The organism is Streptomyces shenzhenensis (assembly GCF_003688995.1).
Lineage (GTDB): Bacteria > Actinomycetota > Actinomycetes > Streptomycetales > Streptomycetaceae > Streptomyces > Streptomyces shenzhenensis_A.
Map to the genome: position 1 here is coordinate 46384 of NZ_PENI01000043.1, position 21036 is coordinate 67419.

The following is a 21036-nucleotide window of genomic DNA, read 5'->3' on the forward strand; positions in this document are numbered from 1 at the left end:
GGGAGCTGGCAAGCTTCCTTTCAACTTTTTCCGTCAGAACTTTCGCTACTTCCGCACAGTCACCGTCATAGCTAGGGTGTGGGAGTGGATACGACGAATACAGCCGCCGGACGGGCCGGTACCAGTGCGGGCGAGATCCTGGGCCTGTTCCGCGATGTCACCGACGGCCTCACGAAGACCGACGTCGTGCAGCACACCGGCCTGTCGCGCACCACGGTCAACCAGCGCCTCGACGGGCTGCTCGGCGCCGGTCTGCTCGTCCCGGCGCCCCAGGACGCCCGCACCCGCGGCCGCCCGGCCGGACGGTTCGTCGTCAACCGCAGCCGGGGGGTCCTGCTGGTCGCCGACCTCGGCGCGACCGGCCTGCGCACCGCGGTCTGCGACCTGGCGGGCGAGGTGCGCGCCGAGCGCGAGGCCGCCTCCGACGTGACCACCGGACCGGAGGCCGTACTCGCCGTCGTGGAGGGGCTGTTCACCGAGCTCCTGGTGGAGACCGGGCACACCGAGCGGGACGTCCTGGGTGTGGGCGTCGGAGTGCCGGGCCCCGTCGACTTCGCCACCGGACGCGTCGTCAGCCCGCCCATCATGACCGGCTGGGACCGCTACAACATCCCTGGCCGCCTGGGCCCCCGCTACGACTGCCCCGTCCTCGTCGACAAGGATGTCAACGCGATGGCGTTCGGCGAACAGCGCCTACGCTACCCGGACGTCGACCACCTGCTCATGGTCAAGATCGGCACCGGCGTCGGCACCGGCATGATCGCCGGCGGACGCATCCACCGCGGCGCCGACGGCGCGGCCGGCGACGTCGGTCACATCCAGGTCACCGTCGACGACATCAAGGACCCCCCCGTCTGCAGATGCGGTAACACCGGCTGCGTCGAGGCCTACGCGGGCGGCTGGGCCCTGGTCCGGGACCTCCGCGAGGCCGGACACGACGTCACTAGCGTCAACGACGCCGTCCGCCTCATACGCTCCGGCGACCTCACAGCCGTACGCCTCGCCCGGCGCGCAGCCCGCATTCTCGGCGTCGCCATCGCCGACGCGGTCAACATGTTCAACCCCCGCGTCATCGCGATCGGCGGGCAGCTCGCCCACACCGACGAGCAGCTCTTCGCCGGGATCCGCGAGGTCGTCTACCGGCGCTCACTACCGCTCGCGACCCGCAACCTCCAGATCGCCCGCAGCGCCCTGGACCCCCGCGCCGGCGTCATGGGCCTGACCCAGCTGCTGGTCGACGGCATCTACGCACCACACCGCGTGCAGCAACTGATCGACAGGAGCGCGGGGTCCGGCGGACTGTGACGACGCCGCGCCGGGGCAGGCGCCGGTCCAGACCGCGAGGAGTAGCTGCAAGCCCTGCCGGGTGCGGCCTTCGGGGCCGTCGGTGTTCTTGCGGATCTCGCGTCCGGCGGGCGTGAGGCGCAGGGCCACGAAGCGTGAGTACATGCGCTTGAAGCCGCTGCGGCCGCTGCCCGGGCGGGAGCCTTCCCGCCACTGCACCGGCCGGGCGGCCTGCTTGCCGGTCGCGATGACCAGCTTCTTCACTGCCTGCGCCGGTTCGGGGTAGACGTGGTGGAGATGCCCACCACATAGTCGAGGCCGCGTTCTTCCAGGCCCAGCCGGCGCCAGTCGACGGCGGCTGACGCCTCGTCGGAGGCCAGGTGCAGAGCCATCCCGGCCTGGCAGTTGGTGACCTTGCCCGCCGTGCCGGTGTACTGCCTGGCCACACACGCCGACGTGTCCCCGTCCTTGAGGAACCCGGTGTCATCGATGATCAGCGCACCGCCTTCCCGCTCCCGGCCACCAGCGCCCCGAAAGTCCAGTATTCGTGCGTATCTGTCGGTGCGCCAGTGACACCGTGTCATACATGTGTGGCAGGAATGTCATGGCGCGGACGTGATACGGGACCACTACCGGGAGTGCGGCACGTCCGGTGAGATCGGGGCATGTCCACTGCAGCGGCCATCGAGGTCGAGAAGCTGAACGGCCGTGGTGCGCGCCCCCTGGTAGTTGACATGTGAACCAATTGCTGATCGGATGCAGGAGAATCGACGGCAGTTCACGAGTTGGAAGATACGGAAGTACCTAAGCCCATGTCTGTCGACTTACATGGAAACGTGTTGGCCGCGCTGCGGAGAGAGACCTTCACCGGGCGCGTCGCCGAACTGAGGCTGCTGCGGGAGCTGATGAGCAACGAGGCCCGGGGCTGCTTCGTGGTGTGGCTGCACGGCATGGGGGGTGTCGGCAAGAGCACCCTGCTGCTCCGGTTCGCAGACGAGGCGCGGACGCAGGGCACTGCCGTACGCACGATCGACATGCGCTTCACGGATGCGACACCGGATGCCTTCCGGGCCGCGCTGGAGGCGCAGGGGCCGCCGGAAGAGGCGCAGTTGCTGCTGATCGATTCCGCGGAGTCGCTGGGTCCGCTGGAGTGGTGGCTGCGCGACCAGTTCCTGCCCCGTATGCCCACACACCTGCTCGTCGTGGTGGGCTCGCGCCGGCCCCCGGAGACCGAGTGGCGCACCGACCCGCAGTGGTGGCACGCACTGTGCAGCGTGCGGCTGTCGGGCATGGACGAAGCCGAGGCGCTCCTGCTCCTGCGCAACCGGGATGTGCCGGAGACCTCGGCGGCCGACATCGTACGGGCCTCGCACGGACTGCCACTCGCTCTGGCGCTGTTCGCCGACGCCAGGGAAGCGTCCGCGGGGACAGCCGGGCCGAGCGGCGAGCGGGAGTTGTACGACTCGCCCGAGCTGGCACGGGAGCTGCTGAGGCTGCTGCTGCGCGAGACCCCGTCACCGGCCAGGACCGACGCGCTCCAGGTACTGGCGCTGGCCCGGGTCACCACCGAGGAACTGGTGCGGCGCACCCTGGATGTGCCGGTGGCCGAGGCCCAGATGCTGTTCGCCTGGTTGCACGGACTGTCGTTCGTGGACAGCACCGCCGCCGGTCTCATACCGCACGGGCTGGTGCGAGAAGCGCTGCTGATCGATCTGCGCTGGCGTGATCCGGAGAAGTACGAGCGCCTCTTCCGCCGACTGCACGCGCATCTGGCCGAACGGCTGACCCAACGTACGGGTGGCCGTTGGGCGTTCGGTGCCGGCCTTGCCCACCTCGGGAGGGCGAGTTCCGTCGTCCGCGAGGCGGCGGACTGGAACGGCGCGGACCGTTTCCAGCTGCGGTCCGCACACCCGAAGGACCTGCACCCGGTGCTGGCCGCCATAGAGGAGGAGCACGGTGTCGCGGCCGGCGGTCTCGCCCGGCAGTGGTGGGATCGACAGCCCTCGGCGTTCATCGTCGCTGAGGACGACCGTGGTGGCGTCGTCGGTACACTCGTGGCGCCCTGTGTGGAACCGGGCGTCACGAACCTGCCCGACGATCCGGTCGCGCACGCCGCGCTCGAACACGTGACGGGCCGGTCGTCGCCGCTGCGACGCACCGGGCGACTGCTGCTGGGGCGTTGGAGCACCGGCAGCGCGGTGGCGGCGTGCTTCGGGCTCACCACCCTGTGGGCGACCACGCCAGGTCTCGCGGTGAGCTGGACCTGCGCGGCACGGGAGCAGGAGGAGCTGTCGCGGCTGCTCGGCCTGTACGACCACCAGCCCGGGGAGACGGTCACCGGCGCGGACGGTGTACCGGTCTTCTCGTTCGTGCGGGACTGGCGCAGCATGCCGTTCGCCCGCTGGGCGGAGGCACTGAGCACCCGGCTGCTGGCCGACGAGCCCGCAGCGGCCCCGGCTCCGGCCGCCGAGCCGGTGACACCCGCCATGCCGTGGCCGGAGTTCGTGGGTGCCGTCAAATACGCCTACCAGAAGGTCTCGGAGCCGGAGCAGTTGGCGCACAGCGCGCTTCTGCGCACCGGGCTCGTGGCGTCCGACGCCGGCCCCGCCGAGCTGCGCCAGGTACTCACGGAGACCGTTTCGCAGTTGCGGGCGCAGCCCGGCCGGCGGCAGTTGGCCGACATCCTGGAGATCACCTATCTGAGCGGGCCGCGCAGCCAGCAGGCCGCGGCCAACCGGGCGGCGCTGTCCTTCAGCACCTACCGGCGCCGGCTGTCCGCCTCGCTGGAGACGGCGGCGGAACTGCTGCGGGAGCGAGAGCTGTACGGTCCGGTGCCGCGATGAGTCGGATCCGGCAGCCGCGACCGGGGCGGGAACGGAGCGGTCGGGACGAACGCTTCGGCACACCCACTGTTGAAACCTGTGCGAGTTGGGAACGGCATTGAGTGAAATCGACCAGGACGAAACGAAACGGCGGCAACGGGCGCGGTTCGTCGACGCGCTGACGACCAGCGCCCAGCAGCCGGGGGAGCGCTCCCGCATGGGGACCCGGGTCGCCGGCGCGGTGGCCGTGCTGGCACTCGCCGCGGGCGCCACCCTGGGGGTGGGCGCGTGGCGCAGTTACCAGGCCGACGAGGAGGCGCAGAAGGTGGAGCTGGCGGCCCAGCAGGCCGCGGCGCACAAGAGGCTCACCAGTCCACCGTCGCCGTCCCCCGAACCGAAGGTGACGAAGAAGGAGACGAAGGAGGAGACGGTGACGGAGCCCGGCACGACCGTCGAGCGGCGGGTGCCCGAGCCCGTCGTCATCCCGTCGGTCTCTCCGACCTCTCCGACGAAGAAGCAGACTGAGGTGCGGGCGGAGGACGTGGCCAAGGCCGAGCTGCGGAAGCTGACAGCCGTCTCTCGCACGCTGCTGCTGAAGAACGTGTTCACCGGGCTGTGTGCCGATATCCCGTTCAACGGAGCGGGCAAGAAGGGGCAGGACGTCAACCAGTACTACTGCGACGGCACCGACAAGGACAACCAGCTGTGGAGGATGACGTCCCCTCGTCCCGACGCGGGCCCTGGCGGCACTGATCTCGTGCAGTTCGCCAACCTCAAGGACGGTCTGTGCCTCGACCTGCCGACCCGCGGGGGACAGCCCGTGGGGACCGGGCTCCTGGAGGCCCACTGCACCGGAACCATGGGTGACAACCAGCTGTGGTGGTTGGAACCGGCCGGGGACGGCAGCGCCAGGATCCGCAATTACGCCAGCAACCACCTGTGCCTCATGGTCAATGGCCAGGGCGACGAGAGGAAGAAGCCGGACCAGCGGCTGGTGATCGGCTTGTGCGATGCGCGGGGCGACACCCGCTGGCGGCTGATCGAATGACCCCGGCCGGCTGACACGGTCCGGGTGACCGCTCCAAGGCCCGGCGGGAGCCGGCGCCCCCAGGCGGTCGCCGCACCACGCGGTCGTACCGGTCAGGCCGCGGGCAGTGTACGCAGGCGCTCGGCCGGGGTCTCCGGCCGAGCGCCTTACGTGGTCCGCCGGTGCGTTCGGCGGCGACGGTGCCCAGGTCCCTTCGGGGCGGCACCCGTCGGGCGGGACGGGGCCGTGTCCGCCGACGCGCCTCCCTTCCGGGACGATCCTTCGAACGACGGGCTCCGACGACCTGCGCCGAGAAGATCTGGACCTGACGTAACTGACCGATTTAGGCCGATGAGTTCAATTCGCTACAGCCATGCACAGAAAACCGCTCACCTGCTGAAGTGGGCCGCCGGATGGCAAGGAAACCTGAGTGGAGAAAGCGCGTGGTCCTACTCCCTCCGGCTGGGAGGTTCACATGCCCTGCTCAACGGGTGGATGAATAATGCCAAGTTGACGTCCACCCTCACTCGGGAAGAACGGGACCTCATCAACGCGGCTCGCCGGGCGTCGAAGCACACCAGGGCGAGAATCAGTTGAGCTCTGGACCTTACGCACGTCAGAATTTAATGTACGTCCGTGAATCTCAGTAAAGCCACGGCACTGATCACCGGAGCCAATCGCGGTATCGGCCGCCACCTTGCGGCCCAGCTCGTCTCTCGGGGCGCGAAGGTCTATGCGACCGCGCGTCGGCCGGAATCCATCAACATTTACGGTGTGGAGGTCCTGCCCCTCGACATCACCGATCCTGACGCCGTAGCAGACGCCGCCAAAAAGGCTGACGATGTCAATCTGCTCGTCAACAATGCCGGCATCGGGGGTGCGGCCCTGCTCGGAGACATCGACGATGTCCGCGCCGCCATGGACGTGAACTTCTGGGGCACCCTGTCCATGGTCCGGGCCTTCGCCCCGGTCCTGGCGAGGAACGGCGGAGGCGCCATCTTGAACATAGCCTCTTCGGCGTCCTGGTCCGTCTTCCCCGGCGGCAGCGCCCAGGGGCCCTCCAAGGCCGCGGTCTGGAGCATGAGCGATGAGCTGCGCCGGGAACTGGCCGGGCAGCGGACCCTTGTCACCTCGGTACACCTGGGAGCGGCCGACACCGCGACGACACAGGGCTCGCACGTGCCCGGGATGGCCCCGGCCGATGTCGCGCACGCCGCGCTCGACGGGATCGAGGCCGACGCGTTCGAGGTGGTCGTCGACGAGTTCACCGTCATGGCCAAGGCTTCGCTGCGCAGGAGTTCGAGCTGGTCAGAGCATGACGCTTGAACGCCGCCAGGGCGGTTGGGTCCAGGTTATCCCGGGGCCGCGAGGCCCGGCGAACTGGGCACGTCCCACCTGTTGTGTTCAGAAGATGCCCAGGTGCTGCTCATCCGGTCCGATCATCGTCACGGCGATGTTTGACTACGGGACAACGGTCGAGAAGGGCGGATTCCACATATGGCTGTCGAGCCTTCCGTGAGCGTCGGTGGCGTGACGTACCGGGTGACACCGGAGTACCTGGCTGATGCCTCCACCAATACGGCTACCACGGCGACGGAGATCGCCGGACAACTGGCTGATCTGAAGCTCTATGTGACCAGCCTTGAGCAGAGCTGGCAGGGTATAGCCCACGCCGAGTTCCAGAACTTGATGGCGAAGTACGACATTTACGCCCGCATGCTCAACGACGCCCTGGACGGAATCTCCAAGGGACTTCAGGGCAACTACGTGAACTACAAGGACACCGAGCAGCAGAACCTGAACAACCTCACCCAGCTGGGCGAAGACGTTCCGAAGCCCCCGGCCGGCACGAACTTCAACTGATCCGCACGCTGATCCATCCGCGTATCCAGCCGATTCATCCGCGCGTTCATCCGTAGGACCGGGCGCGTTCGAGGAGCGATTCATGGCCAACATCGACGCCACGCCGATCTACGTAGGCGAAGGGCTTGAGGCTGCGGGCAGCACCATCAACGCCAGAGCCGGAGAGATCACCACAGAACTCCAGCTACTGAAAAACAAGTTGTCGCCGCTGGTCGACGCGTGGCGGGAGAGCGAGGCCGCCACCTACTACCAGGACATGCAGAACGAGTGGGACCTGGCGGCCAACGGCCTTTTCGGAGAGGACGGCGTGCTCGGCCGCATTGCCCAGGCCATGAACGTCAACTGGAACAACTACAGTGACGCCGAGTGGGCGAACGTTTCCACCTGGCGGCAATGACGCACCGCATTTCTCACCCCATCTCTTTGCGCCTCCGCTGTCTGAACACCGAAGGAAACGTCCGTGCCCGATGAACGCTGCCGGGTCACCGTGGTCGGCGAACGCAGGCAGGTCGACCTGGCACTCCCCGCCCAGGCCCCGATCGCCGAATACGTCCCGCGACTCGCCACCCTATGCGGCCAGCCCGAGTCCGAGGGCATGCCCCCGGTCTGGACACTCGCGCCGTCGGGAGGTTCCCCGATGGCCCCCGGCGACACGCTGTCGGGGGCAGGCATCGTGGACGGTGCCACCTTGTACCTGCGCGACCAGCGCGCCGCGGAGCTGAGCGAGCTGACCGTCACCGACCTGGACGAACAGATCGCGAACGCCCGCGAGGACAGCGGCCTGTGGAGCGCCCGCCGGCGTGCCCAGAGCGTTCTCGGTGCCGGTCTGGTGGTCATGGTGATCTCGGCCGCCTGGCTCGGCGCGCTTCGGATCGCGGGCGTGGCCGTGCTGTTCTTCGTACTGGCCGCGCTGTGCTCGGCGTTGCTCGCCTGGTACTCTGAGCGCAAGAACTGGCCGCTGCCGCGTCCGGTGCGCCAGCTGCTCGCGCTGGCCGCCTGCCCGCTGCTGGCCTGTGCCGGCCTGGGTGCGCCGGTCCATGGCCCGGTGGCCACTCCGTTCCTGGTGATGGGCACTGCGGTGATCGGAGCGCTCGCCGGAGTGGTCGCCTTCCCGGCTCCTGCCACGGTGGTACTCCAGATTCTGACGCTGGTGACCGCGTTGTTGGTGGCGCCGCTGGCCGTGTTGGACGCGAGTCCGACCAGCTCGGCGGCGGCGGTGGCCCTGGTGCTGTTCGTGCTGACAGGGCTGCTGCCCCGGATCACCAGTCAGATCGCGGTGCTCGTGCCCGACGGTCCGGACACCGGGACCCCCGCCCTGGGCAGCGAGGAGGTCGCCGCCGTCGTCCGCCGGGGCAATGGGCTGCTCACCTTCCTCAGCATCGTCACCGCGACCGTCCTCACGGCCGCTCTGCTCACCCTGACCACCTCGCGGGACGTGTACGCCCTCTCCCTGGTGGCCTGCGTCAGCGTCGGGTTGCTGCTCCAGGCCGGCTCGGTGCGCGTGCTGTCCAGCGTGATCCCGCTGCTGTCCGCCGGAGTGCTGGGGCTGGTCGCGCTGGCCGTACGGGTGCCCGAGTACCTCTTCGACTCGCGCACCGCGGGAGCGCTGGCCGCGTTCGCGGCGGGTGCCGTCCTGGTGGCCTGCGGGCTGTTCCTCGCCTTCGGCGCGGCCCTGCGTCCCATCGAGCCGGAGCGGCCCAACTGGCCCGGGGCCGTCGTCACCGCTCTCGTCGTCGCCGCCCTGCCGCTGACCGCCGGTGTCTTCGGTCTCTTCGGCTGGCTGGCAGGCCTGGGCGGTGACCTGTGACCGAGGGGCGGACCGGTGGACCATGCGTGAGGTGAAGTCGGTCGCCCAGCGTGTGGCACTGGGCAGTTGGGGCGCGCACCGTTCCATCGGTGCGGCCGTCAGGGACGCCAGGCCCGGCGGGGTGATCACCGTGCAGGCCGGGACGTACACCGAGGGCCTGGTGCTGGACAAGGACATCGTCCTGGTCGCCAAGGGCACCGTACGGCTGGTCGCGCCGCGCGGCCCGGCCGTCACCGTGCACGCGGGCCGCGCCGAGCTGCGCGGATTCACCCTCGTCTCACCCGCGCCCCGGGAGGCCGCGGTGCTGCTGCGCGGCGGTGAACCGGTGCTGCGGGACTGCGAGATCACCGGCGGTCGCGTCGAGGTCGCCGCCGCGGCGGCTCCGTTGCTGAGCGGCTGTTCGGTGCGGCAGGCCGAGGGCATGGCGGTGCGTCTGACAGGCACGAGCCGTACCACGCTGGAGGCCCTGACGGTCGGCGGCTGCACCGGGGACGGCGTGGTCGTCGAGGACGAGGCGGCCCTCGAACTGTCCGACGCGCTCGTGGACGGCGTCGCCGGACGCGGCATCGTGGTGACCGCCGGCGCGCACGCGGCTCTGACCCGCTGCGAGATACGCGGCAGTGGCGCCGCCGCCGTCCTCGTGGACGGACACGCTTCCGCGGCGCTGCGCGAGTGCCGCCTGTACGAGGCGGGCGGTCAGGGGGTCTGGGTACGCGGCACGGCGGGCCGCTCCCCGGGCCCGCAGCGTCACCGGCGGTGGGACGTTGGTCCCTCCGGCGAGGACCAGAAGCCGGTGGCGGCCTCCTCCTCGGCCGATGCCGCGGGCCGCTCCGCCGACCGAGCCCAGGGCGTACGGCTGCGCGACTGTGAGATCTTCCGTACCGGACGCTCCGGTGTACTCGCGGAGGACGCGAGCGCGATCGTGCTGGACCGCTGCCACGTGCACCGCACCACCGGTGCCGCGGTGCTGGTCACGGGAGAGGCCGTCGCGGAACTGGTCTCGGTCCGGGCCGTGGACTGCGCGGACACGGCGCTGGTTGTCAGCGCGACCGGGAACGCCACCGCGCGCGACTCCACCTTCGCCCGCACCGGTGCCAACGGGCTGTACGCGACGGGCGGGGCCGAGGTCTCACTGACCGGATGCACCGTGCGGGGGACCGCCTACACGGCCGTGCATCTGGGCGGCTCGGCGCGGGTGAAGGCACGGGACTGCGCGATCGGTGGCACTCCCGAGCACGGTGCACGTGTCACCGGACGGGCCGAACTCCTGGCGGAGCGCTGCGAGGTGACCGACGTCGAGCTGACGGGGCTGTGCGTGGAGGGCGGCGACGCGGCCCTGCGCGACTGCCGGATAGAAGGCGACCGCGACGGCGTACGCCTGATCACCACCCACCGACCCCTGCTGGCGGACTGCGTCGTCACCTCCATCGGTGAGACCGGTGTCCGGGTCGGCCGGGACACGGGCGCCCGGCTGGAGAACGTGACGATCACCGGTGCCACCACAGGTCTGCTCCTGGAGGAGGACAGCACCGTCCTCGTGGAGGGCGGAGCGGTACGCGAGTCCCGGGGCAGCGGTGTCGTCGTGTACGCGGGGGCCCGTCCCACGGTCCATGGCCTCACCGTGGCGTCCGCGGCGAAGAACGCGCTGTACGTCGGGGACGGCGGCGAAGGCCGCTACGACGACTGTCACTTCACCGAGAGCCGTTTCCCCGCCGTCTACGCCGGTGCCCGCTCCAGGATCGTGCTGCGCCGCTGCGCCGTGGACGGCACCGAGACGGACCTGCTGCGGGACGAGGAGGCCGAGGTATACGCGCAGGACTGTCATGTCGAGGATGTGGCCGATCCGGTGCTGCCGACCTTGCCGCCCCCGGCGGCGGAGCAGGGGAGTACTCCGGTGCCCGGAGTCCGCAGGGCGGCGGCCACCAGCGGCACCGCGGGGGAGGGCGAGCAGGACCCCGAGGCTCCCGAGGCGGCCGCGGCGAAGCTGGAGGAACTCCGCGCGCAGCTCGACCGGCTGGTCGGCCTGGAAGGTGTCAAACACGATGTGGTCACGCTCACGAGGCTGATGCAGATGGTCAAGGCCCGCCAGGACGCCGGGCTCGCGCCGCCGCCGCTGAGCAGGCACCTGATCTTCGCGGGGAACCCCGGCACCGGCAAGACCACCGTGGCCCGCCTCTACGGCGGCTTTCTCGCGGCGCTCGGTCTGCTCAGCCGCGGTCACCTGGTCGAGGCCGACCGGGGAGACCTGGTCGGGGAGTACGTCGGGCACACCGCGCCCAAGACGACCGCCGTCTTCCGGCGCGCCCTGGGCGGGGTGCTCTTCATCGACGAGGCGTACTCCCTCGTGCCCCAGGGCCAGTTCACCGACTTCGGCTCGGAGGCCGTCTCGACGCTGGTGAAACTGATGGAGGACCACCGCGACGAGGTGGTCGTCATCGTCGCCGGATACCCGAACGAGATGAACCGGCTGCTGGAGTCCAACGCCGGCCTGGCCTCACGCTTCACCCGCACCCTGCACTTCGACGACTACACCTCGTCCGAGCTGGTGCGCATCGTCGAGCACCATGCCGACAGCCACCAGTACACCTTCGCGCCGCAGACCACCGCCGCGCTGCACGACTACTTCGAGATGCTGCCGCGCGGCGAACAGTTCGGCAACGGACGCAGCGCCCGGCAGGTCTTCCAGCGGATGACCGAGAGGCACGCGCAGCGCGTGGCCGAACTCGGTCTGAGTGCCGTCGATCTCGCGTCGGCCGACGAGGAACTGCTCACCACTCTCCTGCCCGTTGACCTCCCCCCGGAAGAGGTTCTCTGAGCAGGACGGAGCGGCAGGACGCCAGAGGACTTCGGACCGGGTGAAAGACAGGTGTCTCCCAGATGGCAGAACCAACCACGCAGGACTGGCTCGCGAACCTCGCGGCGCTGAAGGAGGCGATCGGCGCTGTGGGGCGGGAGTCGACGGAGATCACGACCGGCATGGCGTCGATCGCCGCCAAGATGAACGACATCGGCCCCTCATGGAACAGTCCGTCCTACGCCACGTTCGACGACGTCAAGTCGTGGTTCCTGGCCTGCCAGCAAGACCTGGAAGCACTGATGGAGGACATCCTCCGCCGGATGAACACCACGTACTCGAACTACCACAACGCGGAGGGCACGAACTACAGCAACGTCACCGACGGGCCGTCGGATGGCTGAGGGGCGCCGCGGTGCGCCCGGGACGCCGCACGCCGTCCAGCATGCGGCGTGCCGGCGCGGCACGGCGCACGACCGCCCCGCTCCGCACCTGCGGAACGGGGCGGCGCGGCCCGCCGGTTCAGGCCTTGGGCGGGGGAGCGGGAAAGCGGGATTTACGGTCGGCCTCCGCGTAGACCTGGCCGGAGTGGTTGAGCAGCGCGATGTACTCGCCCAGTTTCTCGATCGTGGCACCGACTTCGAGCAGTGCGCGCTCCATGGCCGGGTTCATCTCGGCGGCGAACGTCTCGCCGGTCTCGGCGAACGGGTTGTCAACGGACTTGCCCTGCTGCGGGTCGTACGACATCGAATTGCTGTTGTCTCCCCCTCTCTCGTACTTGTCCTTGGCGCCCTGTCCGAAGACGGTGTCCTTGACGGCTGCGACCAGGGCGCGGACCTCCTCGTACTTGTCCACCGCGCCGCGTGCCTCGGTGAGCATCGACTTCTCCGCGGTGCGCAGCGCGCCGAGGTCGACCCTCAGATCCCCGGAGGGTTCGGTGATCTTCTCCGGCTCCGGTCCGTTCCCGCCCCCCGACAGGTCCTTCGGGTCGATGTTGAAGGAGGGCGGCACGTCCCAGACGACCTCTGGATCCGGTACCAGGTAGCTGAGGTCTTTGCCGTTGTCCTCCGACGGATCGGCGGCTCCGTCGCCGTCCTCGTCCACCATCTCCGGCTCGGGAAGCGGTGTTTCGTCGTACTGCGAGTCGATCGGTCCGGTCACGGTGTCTCCTTCGTCTCTCACGCGTCGACTTACCGGCCCGGTGTGCGGGCGACGCGGCATGCCGGGCGGCCTGTGGGGCGGGCCCCGAAGAACCGGTGCCAGGTTAACCGCTTATGTGATGACTTATCAGTGTGATTTCCTTCTGGTCCTGTTGAGTGAATCACCCCATACCTCCCAGATCATCGGATCGTGACCCGAGGAAGGCGAGCCATGGCTGACAGCGAAGCCGCCAACTACGACATCTCCGTCATCGATGTGTCCCCGGCCGGCCTGGACGTCACGTCCAAGGCACTGGTCGAACTCTCCAAGTCCGTCGCCGAGCGCATCGGCACCATTCACACCACACTGAACGGGCTGCGCGTGGCGTGGCAGGGCCAGGCCGCCTCGGATGCCGAGAAGGTGCAGAACGAGTGGGCGCGGGTCATGACCGAGCTGTTCGGCACCGAGGAGGACCCGTCCCTGGGGGTCCTGCCCACGCTGGCGGACGGAGTCGGCATGGCCTGGGGCAACTTCAGCGTGGCCGAGCAGGGCGTCACCAAGATCTTCACCGAGTTCCTCACCAACCTGACCGCGACGGGCAGCGGCGATCCCGAAGAGGTCACCGACACCAACCGGACAGCGGTCACCATGACCTTCCCCTACTGAGCACCGCCTTCTCCCACTCCCCGTGTCCCACACCCCGACAGGCAGCTAGGCAGTCACCGTGAGTCGAATCCCGTTCCACCGCCCCGTCCGGATGACGCCCCCACCGGTGCCGGAGGGCATGACGAAACTGGCCTCACCGCCCCAGCGGCCCCAGCCGCAGGGCGCGGCCGGATGGCTGATGCTGCTCCTGCCGCTGCTGTCCAGCGTGAGCATGGCCGCGTACATGGTGGCCTACGGCAAGGCATGGATGATCCTGCTGGGGTTCGCCTTCGTCGTGGTGTCCGTGGGCATCACCATCGGCGTGCGGATGCAGCTGCGGAGCAGTCGGCGCCGCAACCAGTTCCGGCAGCGGGAGCGGTACCTGGAGTACCTGGCCGGTGTACGCAAGCGGGCTCAGCTGAGCAGGGTCGGCCAGCAGGCCGCCGACGCCTGGCGGCATCCGCACCCCGAGCGGCTGTGGGCGATAGCCACCCAGCGGCGCCGGGTGTGGGAACGCCGCCCCGGTGACACCGACTTCCTCCAACTGCGGCTCGGCACCGGCACGGTGCCGCTGGCCGACGCGCTGCGCGTCCCGGAGCAGAGCGATCCGACCATCGAGGTCGACATCCAGTGCCAGCACGCCGCCGCCGAACTCGTCAAGGCGCACAGCACGGTGGACGGCCAGGCCGCCTGGCTGGACCTGCGGGCGTCCGGCGTGGTCAGTCTGCTGGGGCCGCGCCCGCGCACCCGTGAACTGGCCCAGACCCTGCTGCTGCAGCTGTCGGTGCTGCACGCCCCCGACGACGTGCGGGTCGCGGTCGTCACCGGCGGCAACTCCGCCTGGGACTGGGCGAAGTGGCTGCCGCACGCCCAGGACCCCGACCCGCGGGCACAGAGCCGCGAGCAGGAGGTCGTCCCCCTGCTCGCCGACGACCTCGCCGGAATCCACGATCAACTGCGGGCCGCCCTCGACGAAGCGGTCGCGGCCCGCGCCGAACGCAACGGCCGTCTCATCGCCCAGCGTGAGAGCGGCCCGCGCCGCCACCTGGTCGTCTTCCTGGACGACTACGAACCCGGGGCCTCCTGGGCCCGATCCGCACTCCTGGCCGACCTGTTCACCGAGGCGGGACCCGACCTGGGGGTCCACGTGGTGTGCCTCGTGGAGGAGGAGGGCTCCGAACCGGGCCGGGTCGACGTACGCGCCCGTACGGACGCACGCGGTGGACTCGTCCTGGAGGGACGCATGCCGGGCCTGTACGCGGCGATCGAGAGGGGCGCCGCCGACGAGCCGGCGCCCGCCGTCCTGGCGGCCACCGCGCGTGCGCTGGCACCGCTGAGGCTGTCCGGCGAACGCGAACAGGTCCTCGCCGAGGACGTCTCCCTCTCGGGGATGCTCGGCTTCGCGGACATGGCGGCCTTCGACCCGGCCGCCGGGCGGCGCAGCCCCGACGCGAAGGACCTTCTCAGCGTCCCCATCGGGGTGACCGGCACCGGCGAACCGCTGCACCTCGACCTCAAGGAGTCGGCGCAGGGCGGCATCGGCCCGCACGGGCTGGTCGTCGGCGCCACCGGATCCGGCAAGAGCGAGCTGCTGCGCACCCTCGTCACCGGTATGGCCATGGTGCACGCGCCGGAACACCTGGCCTTCGTCCTCGTCGACTTCAAGGGCGGCGCCACTTTCGCGGGCGTCACCGAACTGCCGCACGTGTCCGGCCTGATCACCAACCTCGCCGACGACCTCGCACTGGTGGACCGGATGCGCAAGGCCCTGCAGGGCGAACAGCAGCGCCGGCAGCGCATGCTGCGGGAGGCCGGGAACGTCGACTCCGTGCGCGAGTACCAGCTCCGTCAGGCCGCCGGCGGCACTGACGTCAACGGCAGACCGCTCGACCCCCTGCCCTACCTGTTCGTCATCGTCGACGAGTTCGGCGAACTTCTCTCCCAACGGCCGGACTTCATCGAACTGTTCGTCCAGATCGGCCGGGTCGGGCGCTCGCTCGGCATGCACCTGCTGCTGGCCACCCAGCGCCTTGAGGAAGGCAGGCTGCGCGGCCTGGAGTCCCATCTGTCCTACCGGATCTGCCTGCGGACCTTCAGCGCCGCCGAGTCCCGTGCCGTCCTCGGCACCCCCGACGCCTACGCGCTGCCCGCCATCCCGGGCTCCGCCTATCTGAAGGTCGACGAGTCGATCTACGAGCGCTTCCGCGTCGCGCACGTGTCGGCGCCCTACCGCGAACAGGACTCCGACGCCGCTGCCGTGGCCGCCGAACCGGTTCCCTTCGCCGTGCACGGAGACCTCGCCCCGCTCGCACCCCAGGGGGAGAACGAGGCGACCCGCCGGGAGTGGACCCCGGACGGGGGCGCGACCGAGCTGCAGATCGCGGTCGAGCGACTCGTGAACAAGGACATCCCGGGCCACCAGGTGTGGCTGCCCCCGCTGCCCGCGCACTTCGCCCTCAGCTCGCTGCTCGGCGAGCCGGAGGTCGACCCGGAGCTGGGCCTGCGCTGCTCCCTGTGGCCCTACACGGGCCGGCTGGTGTTCCCGATCGGCGTGATCGACGTGCCCTCGCGCCAGGAACAGATCCCCCTCACGGCGGATCTGACGGGACGCCAAGGGCATATCGCGCTGGTGGGCGCCCCGCAGAGCGGCAAGTCGACCTTCCTGCGCACCGCGATGCTCAGCGCCATGCTCACCCACACCCCCGAAGAACTGCAGTTCTACGCCATCGACATGGGTGGCGGCTCGCTGCACGGACTGAGCGACGCACCCCATGTCGCCGGCATCGCGGGCCGCCGCGACGAGGAGCGGGTGCGCAGGGTGCTGGCCGAGGTCAGCAGCCTGGTCACCGCACGCGAGCGGATGTTCCGCGACCTGCGCATCCAGTCGGCGGCCGAACTGCGCACCCGCCGCGCCGAGGGCCACCTGCCCGAGGGCGTGCGGGCCGCGGACATCGTGCTGGTCGTCGACAACTGGGCCGCCCTGCACACCTCCGACGACAACGCCGTCACCACCCTCACCGACATCGCCGTCCGCGGCCTCGGTGTCGGAGTCCACCTGTGGCTGACCGCCAACCGGTGGGCGGAGATCCGCGTCGGCCTGCGCGACAACATCCCGGGCCGTCTCGAACTGTGGCTCAACGACCCCTCCGAGTCCGAGATCAGCCGCCCCGCCGCCCGTGCCCTGGGCCAGAGCGTTCCGGGCAGGGGGCTGGCCTCACCCGGACTCACCCACCACATCGCGCTGCCCCGGCTGGACGGCGTGGACGGCATGGACGGGATCGCCGACGCCGAGCGCCGGCTGGTGTCCAGGATCGCGGAGAGCTGGCCGCGGGCCGCGGCCCCGGCACTGCGCGTACTGCCCGACCGGATCACCGTCCGCGAGTTGTCCGCGGCCGCGGCGCCGACGCCCGCCGAACGCTGGGAGGGCCACGGCGCCGCCCTCGGCGAACGCGAGGTACCCGTCGCGCTGCGCGAGTCCGACCTGGCTCCCGTCGGACTCGATCTGACCTCGAACGACCCGCACTTCGTGGTCTTCGGCGACTCGGGATCCGGCAAGACCGCGTTCCTGCGTGCCTGGATGCGCGGTCTTGCCGCCCGCCACACCGCCCACGAGCTACGGTTCATGATCGTCGACTACCGGCACAGCCTGCTGGGCGTGGTGGCCGACGAGTACATCGGTGCCCGCGGCGGCAACTCCGACCTGGTCGCCGGGCAGGTCGGGGCCCTTGCCGAGACGCTGCGCTCCCGGATGCCTCCGGCCGACATCACTCCCACTCAGCTCGCCGAGCGCGGCTGGTGGGAGGGGCCCGAACTGTACGTCGTCGTGGACGACTACGACCTGGCGGCGGGCAGCATGGGACGCGGCCCGCTGGCTCCGCTGGCCGAGTTCATCCAGCAGGCGGACGAGTTGGGCTTCCACCTCGTACTGGCCCGACGGGTCGGTGGCGCCGCCCGAGCCCTGCTGTCGGACCCGCTGCTGAGCAGGCTCAAGGAGATCGGCTCCGGTGGCCTGCTGCTGTCCGGCGACCACCGCGAAGGGGTCCTCATCAACGAGCAGCGCGCGTACCGCCGTCAGCCCGGTCGCGGGACGCTGGTCCGCCGGGGCCACGAGCCCACCCTCGTCCAGGTCGCCATGGACGAGCGGGACGTGCCGGCCGAGGAGTCCGTAGCGCCGTCCGGCACCGGTGCCGGTGATCGGCGGGCCGGTGAACTTCGCACCGAAGATCCGCCCACGACGCGAGCACAGCCCGTGATCCGGACCTAGCCACCTGTCAAGACCGCCCGGTGCGGCACCAGTCAGGCGACCGTCGAACACATCACGCCCAGGGAGGGCGGCCTCACCATGGAAGACGCGGATTCTGTACTCGGCGACATCAAGGTCGAGGAGATGTACGCCCTGGGCAACGCCTGGATCCAGCTCGGTGACGTTCTTCACGAGCGCCGGGTCGCCGTCAATGGCCACGTGGACGGGATCGGCATGACCGGGGCGGCGGGCGATCAGGCGCGCCGGGCGTGGGAGGAAGGGCTTGCCCTGACCTTCGACGCCGCCGCCGAGAAGGCGTGGACGATCGGGCAGACGATCAACCGCTACGCCGACGAGTTGTACAAGGCGGCCGAGGAGTACGCGGAGCAGCTCAACGCCGCCATGTGGGCGGACATCCTGGGCGTCATCTTCGGGCTCGTCCTCATCGGCCTCGGGCCGATCCTCGCACGGGTGATGTCGCTCGTCGGTTCGCTGCTGGCCAGGCTCATCCCCATCGTGACCGCGATCGGGAGCCGGCTCGGCACTGTGGGGGGCGCGATCGCCGGTGCCGTCGGGGGCGCCGTTGTCGGTGCCGGGACCGAGGTGGCCCTCGACCTCGGTCTCGGCGCGCTGGGCGCCGAGATCGCGGGTGCCGACTTCGACGTGACCTGGACCGTGGCCATCAGCGCCATCGTCGGGGCGGGCTTCGGCGCGCACGGCGGTGGCTTGATGGGCTGGCATTACGGCGGTGGGGGGCGCTCCTTCGTTCCCAAGCCCACTCCTGGTGGCGACGCCTCGCCGGCGGCCGTGCCTCCCGGTGTCACCCCGTCCACCGTCAAACCCATGCCGGGTGGCGGCGATGGGACGGTTGCGCCTCTGTCCCGGACGCCTGACGGCGACCTCTCCCTGCCCACCCCTGACGGCCTGGGCAGGGGAGACGGATCGTTGGCTCCTCCTCCGTCCGGCGGCAGGGACGGCGTCTCCGTCAAGGACAGCCACCCCACCAACAGCGGCCCCGGCAACGGACGTTCGGGCGACCTCGGCATGCCCGCCCAAGCGACGAAGTCCGACGCCTCCTCCACGGCACCGCTCCCCACTCCGCTACCGGGCCGCGGGAACTCGCCGACTGAGACTCCCGGCTCGGCCCCCCAGCCGGGTCCGGCCGGACGCGACAGCGGCAGCACCCCTGCCCCGCAGCCACCGGTCACCACGCATCCCGTCGGCTCCGGGGACGGGGCCGGCCTCACCCCGCCCGCCGGGAAGCGCCCCGATGGCCCCCCGGTCGCTCCGGACTCCCGGGTCACCCCGGACTCCCAGCCCGCCGGCGGGCCGCCCAGTGGTCGCGGCTCCAACTCCCCTGTCCCGTCCCAGAGCCGGCCGACCGGTGGTTCGGACGGTTCGGGTTTTGCCGGGTCGGGGCATCGGCTGGGTGGGGGTCAGAGTGACCCGCATGGTCAGACGTCGCTGCGTCCGGATGGGAGCAGCAAGCTGCCGAGTGGGGACACCAGTGCGCCTGTGCGTACGCAGTCGGGTGGTTCGGGCGGTTCGGATCCCATGGCTAATTCGGGTCGGCGGTTGGGGGATGGTGAGCGGGTTGAGCCGCCGCTTCGGGCGTCGGATTCCAAGCCGGGTTCGGCGGATCCCATGGCTAATTCGGGTCGGCGGTTGGGGGATGGTGAGCGGGTTGAGCCGCCGCTTCGGGCGTCGGATTCCAAGCCGGGTTCGGCGGATCCCATGGCCAATCCGGGTCGGCGGTTGGGGGATGGTCAGCGGGTTGAGCCGCCGCATCGGACACCGGATTCCAAGCCTGGCCCGAGGGGGGAGTCTTCCAGGCCTGATGGTTCCGGTGGTTCGGATCCGGTCGTCAACCCGCGCCGAGAGTCGGGTGGGGGGCAGGGTGATCAGGATGGTCGCACTGCGCCGCCGCCGGGCAGGGCGAAAGACGGGGCGGAAGGAGCTCCGGGAACGAGTGGGAAGCCCTTGAGGAGTCCACGTCCTGGTAATGGCCCCCGGATTGTCGAGCTGAAGGACCTTGCGGACGAGTCGCGTGCCGAGGCTTCGGGAACGGGTGGGAAGTCGTCGGGGGGTTCGCGTCCTGGTCATGACCGGCCCGCTGGGATCGCTGACCTTCCCGGTAGGTCGCCCGACGGTGACAGGGGTTCGGGTGCCGGCGGCGGTAGCCTGCGCACCAACCGCGGCAGTAGCAGTACCACGCAAGTCGAGACACCGCCCCTGGGTAAGCGCTTCGGAGGTGGCAGGGGTGCCGGCCCCCGGATCGACACTCGGCCTGGTGCGGAGGACGGCCGCTCGTCCTCGTCCGCCAAGGACCAGTCCTCGGAGACGACAAGCCCGAAGTCGGACCAGAGAACGGCGGAGTCCACGTCGGCCCCCACCTCGTCGCGGTCGGACGAAGCGCCTGAGACTGCGTTGTCGGAGTCCAAGTCCGCTACGTCTACGGCGTCTGGGTCGGAGGTGGCGTCGCCCAGGACCGCGTTGTCGGAGCCCGGGTCGACGCAGCGGATGAGCGGCCCGCAGGACAGCCCGCATCACACACCCGCCGAGGCCGACGGTGCTCCGTCGCGTGGGGCGGGGGATGGCTCCAAGTCTGGTGCGACGTCGCCGAGTCCGTCCGTTCCGGACGGTCAGCGGTCGGGTGCCGGTGAGGGCAACCTGCGCGCCAACAACGGCAGTGACAGTGTCACCTACACCACGACACACTCTTCGGGCGAGCAGCCCGCCGGCCAGAGGGGCGCCCGGTCCGGCGGAGACGATGCCCGTCCGTCGTCGTCCCGCACCTCGCAGTCTTCCGGGAACGGTTCCAGGAACCTCAGCCCCGACGAATCGGGGCAGGGTCCGGCCGGCCGTGACGAAGGGCGCGACGTGTCACCGGCTGAGGCCAGGAAGCCGGATGCCCAACTCGCGGATGCCCGCCGTGACGACGGCTCCGCCACCGAACAGCGGCCCGCCTCGGACCGGCCCGTCACGGAACCCCTCGTCTCATCGGGGCACCGCGGCTCCGGCACGACGGCCGGGGACAACGTCCGTCCGTCCTCGCCCGACAAGGCACGGCCTTCTGGGAAGGCCGCTGACTCGAAGGCCGAGCCCACGCGGCCGTCGTCGACAGGCGACACCGTCACCCACTCGGCCAGAACACCGGACGGTGACCGGCTCGGCGCACCCAGGGCGGGGAACGGCCCCGTCAGGGACGCCGAGGACAGGACCCCCGTGCGTACCCCGGGGCAGACGGACCACATGGTGCCCCCCTCCGCTCCATCGCACGAAATGCCTGTGTCTCCCGTGCCCGCCACGACACCGGACAGGGGCACGGCCGGCTCGATTGCCGCGTCGAGGGCGGAGGACTCCACCTCGTCCGAGCCGGTCGGCACGCCGCCGCGCACGGCGGACCCCGGC

Annotated in this window: 12 protein-coding genes and 1 pseudogene; 11 read left to right on the top strand and 2 right to left on the bottom strand. The window is 70.3% G+C overall.

The features are described 5' to 3' along the window. Positions 1-84: 84 nt before the first annotated feature. Positions 85-1305, top strand: coding sequence for an ROK family protein (locus CTZ28_RS40795; protein WP_121894818.1), 1221 nt, complete (start codon positions 85-87; stop codon positions 1303-1305). 69 nt (positions 1306-1374) lie between these two features. Here CTZ28_RS40795 and CTZ28_RS49825 read toward each other — a convergent pair. After that, positions 1375-1784: pseudogene (locus tag CTZ28_RS49825) on the bottom strand (transposase); the annotation flags it as partial. Positions 1785-2096: 312 nt separating this feature from the next. On the opposite strand from CTZ28_RS49825, the gene CTZ28_RS40805 reads away from it, so the two are divergent. From CTZ28_RS40805 to CTZ28_RS40840, 8 genes are all read left to right on the top strand, one after another. Continuing rightward, positions 2097-4127: a hypothetical protein gene (locus CTZ28_RS40805; protein WP_147481272.1), complete on the top strand. Its 2031-nt coding sequence runs from the start codon at positions 2097-2099 to the stop codon at positions 4125-4127. Positions 4128-4224: 97 nt separating this feature from the next. Next, positions 4225-5154: an RICIN domain-containing protein gene (locus CTZ28_RS40810; protein WP_121894820.1), complete on the top strand. Its 930-nt coding sequence runs from the start codon at positions 4225-4227 to the stop codon at positions 5152-5154. A gap of 615 nt (positions 5155-5769) precedes the next feature. Continuing rightward, a complete protein-coding gene (locus CTZ28_RS40815; protein WP_121894821.1) occupies positions 5770-6459 on the top strand; it encodes an SDR family oxidoreductase in 690 nt (229 codons plus the stop codon). 171 nt (positions 6460-6630) lie between these two features. Continuing rightward, positions 6631-6996, top strand: coding sequence for a WXG100 family type VII secretion target (locus tag CTZ28_RS40820; protein WP_259472046.1), 366 nt, complete (start codon positions 6631-6633; stop codon positions 6994-6996). A gap of 82 nt (positions 6997-7078) precedes the next feature. Beyond that, entirely contained in the window at positions 7079-7393 is a 315-nt protein-coding gene (locus tag CTZ28_RS40825) for a WXG100 family type VII secretion target (protein WP_121894822.1), read from the top strand. Between the two features lie 63 nt (positions 7394-7456). After that, on the top strand, positions 7457-8803 hold the full coding sequence (gene eccD, locus CTZ28_RS40830) for a type VII secretion integral membrane protein EccD (RefSeq protein WP_121894823.1): 1347 nt from the start codon (positions 7457-7459) through the stop codon (positions 8801-8803). Positions 8804-8825: 22 nt separating this feature from the next. Next, positions 8826-11618 carry a right-handed parallel beta-helix repeat-containing protein gene (locus CTZ28_RS40835; protein WP_121894824.1) on the top strand — a complete coding sequence of 931 codons (2793 nt, stop codon included), beginning with the start codon at positions 8826-8828 and terminating at the stop codon, positions 11616-11618. A gap of 62 nt (positions 11619-11680) precedes the next feature. After that, positions 11681-12001 carry a WXG100 family type VII secretion target gene (locus CTZ28_RS40840; RefSeq protein ID WP_121894825.1) on the top strand — a complete coding sequence of 107 codons (321 nt, stop codon included), beginning with the start codon at positions 11681-11683 and terminating at the stop codon, positions 11999-12001. Between the two features lie 118 nt (positions 12002-12119). On the opposite strand, the gene CTZ28_RS40845 is transcribed toward CTZ28_RS40840, so the two are convergent. Further along, positions 12120-12758 (bottom strand): hypothetical protein, encoded by a 639-nt coding sequence (locus tag CTZ28_RS40845; protein ID WP_121894826.1) that lies wholly within the window; start codon positions 12756-12758, stop codon positions 12120-12122. Between the two features lie 210 nt (positions 12759-12968). Between CTZ28_RS40845 and CTZ28_RS40850 the strand changes: the two genes are divergently transcribed. Both CTZ28_RS40850 and eccCa read left to right on the top strand, forming a co-directional pair. Next, a complete protein-coding gene (locus tag CTZ28_RS40850; RefSeq protein WP_121894827.1) occupies positions 12969-13403 on the top strand; it encodes a WXG100 family type VII secretion target in 435 nt (144 codons plus the stop codon). A 118-nt stretch (positions 13404-13521) separates the two neighbouring features. After that, entirely contained in the window at positions 13522-17646 is a 4125-nt protein-coding gene (eccCa, locus tag CTZ28_RS40855; protein WP_259472047.1) for a type VII secretion protein EccCa, read from the top strand. Positions 17647-21036 lie beyond the last annotated feature (3390 nt).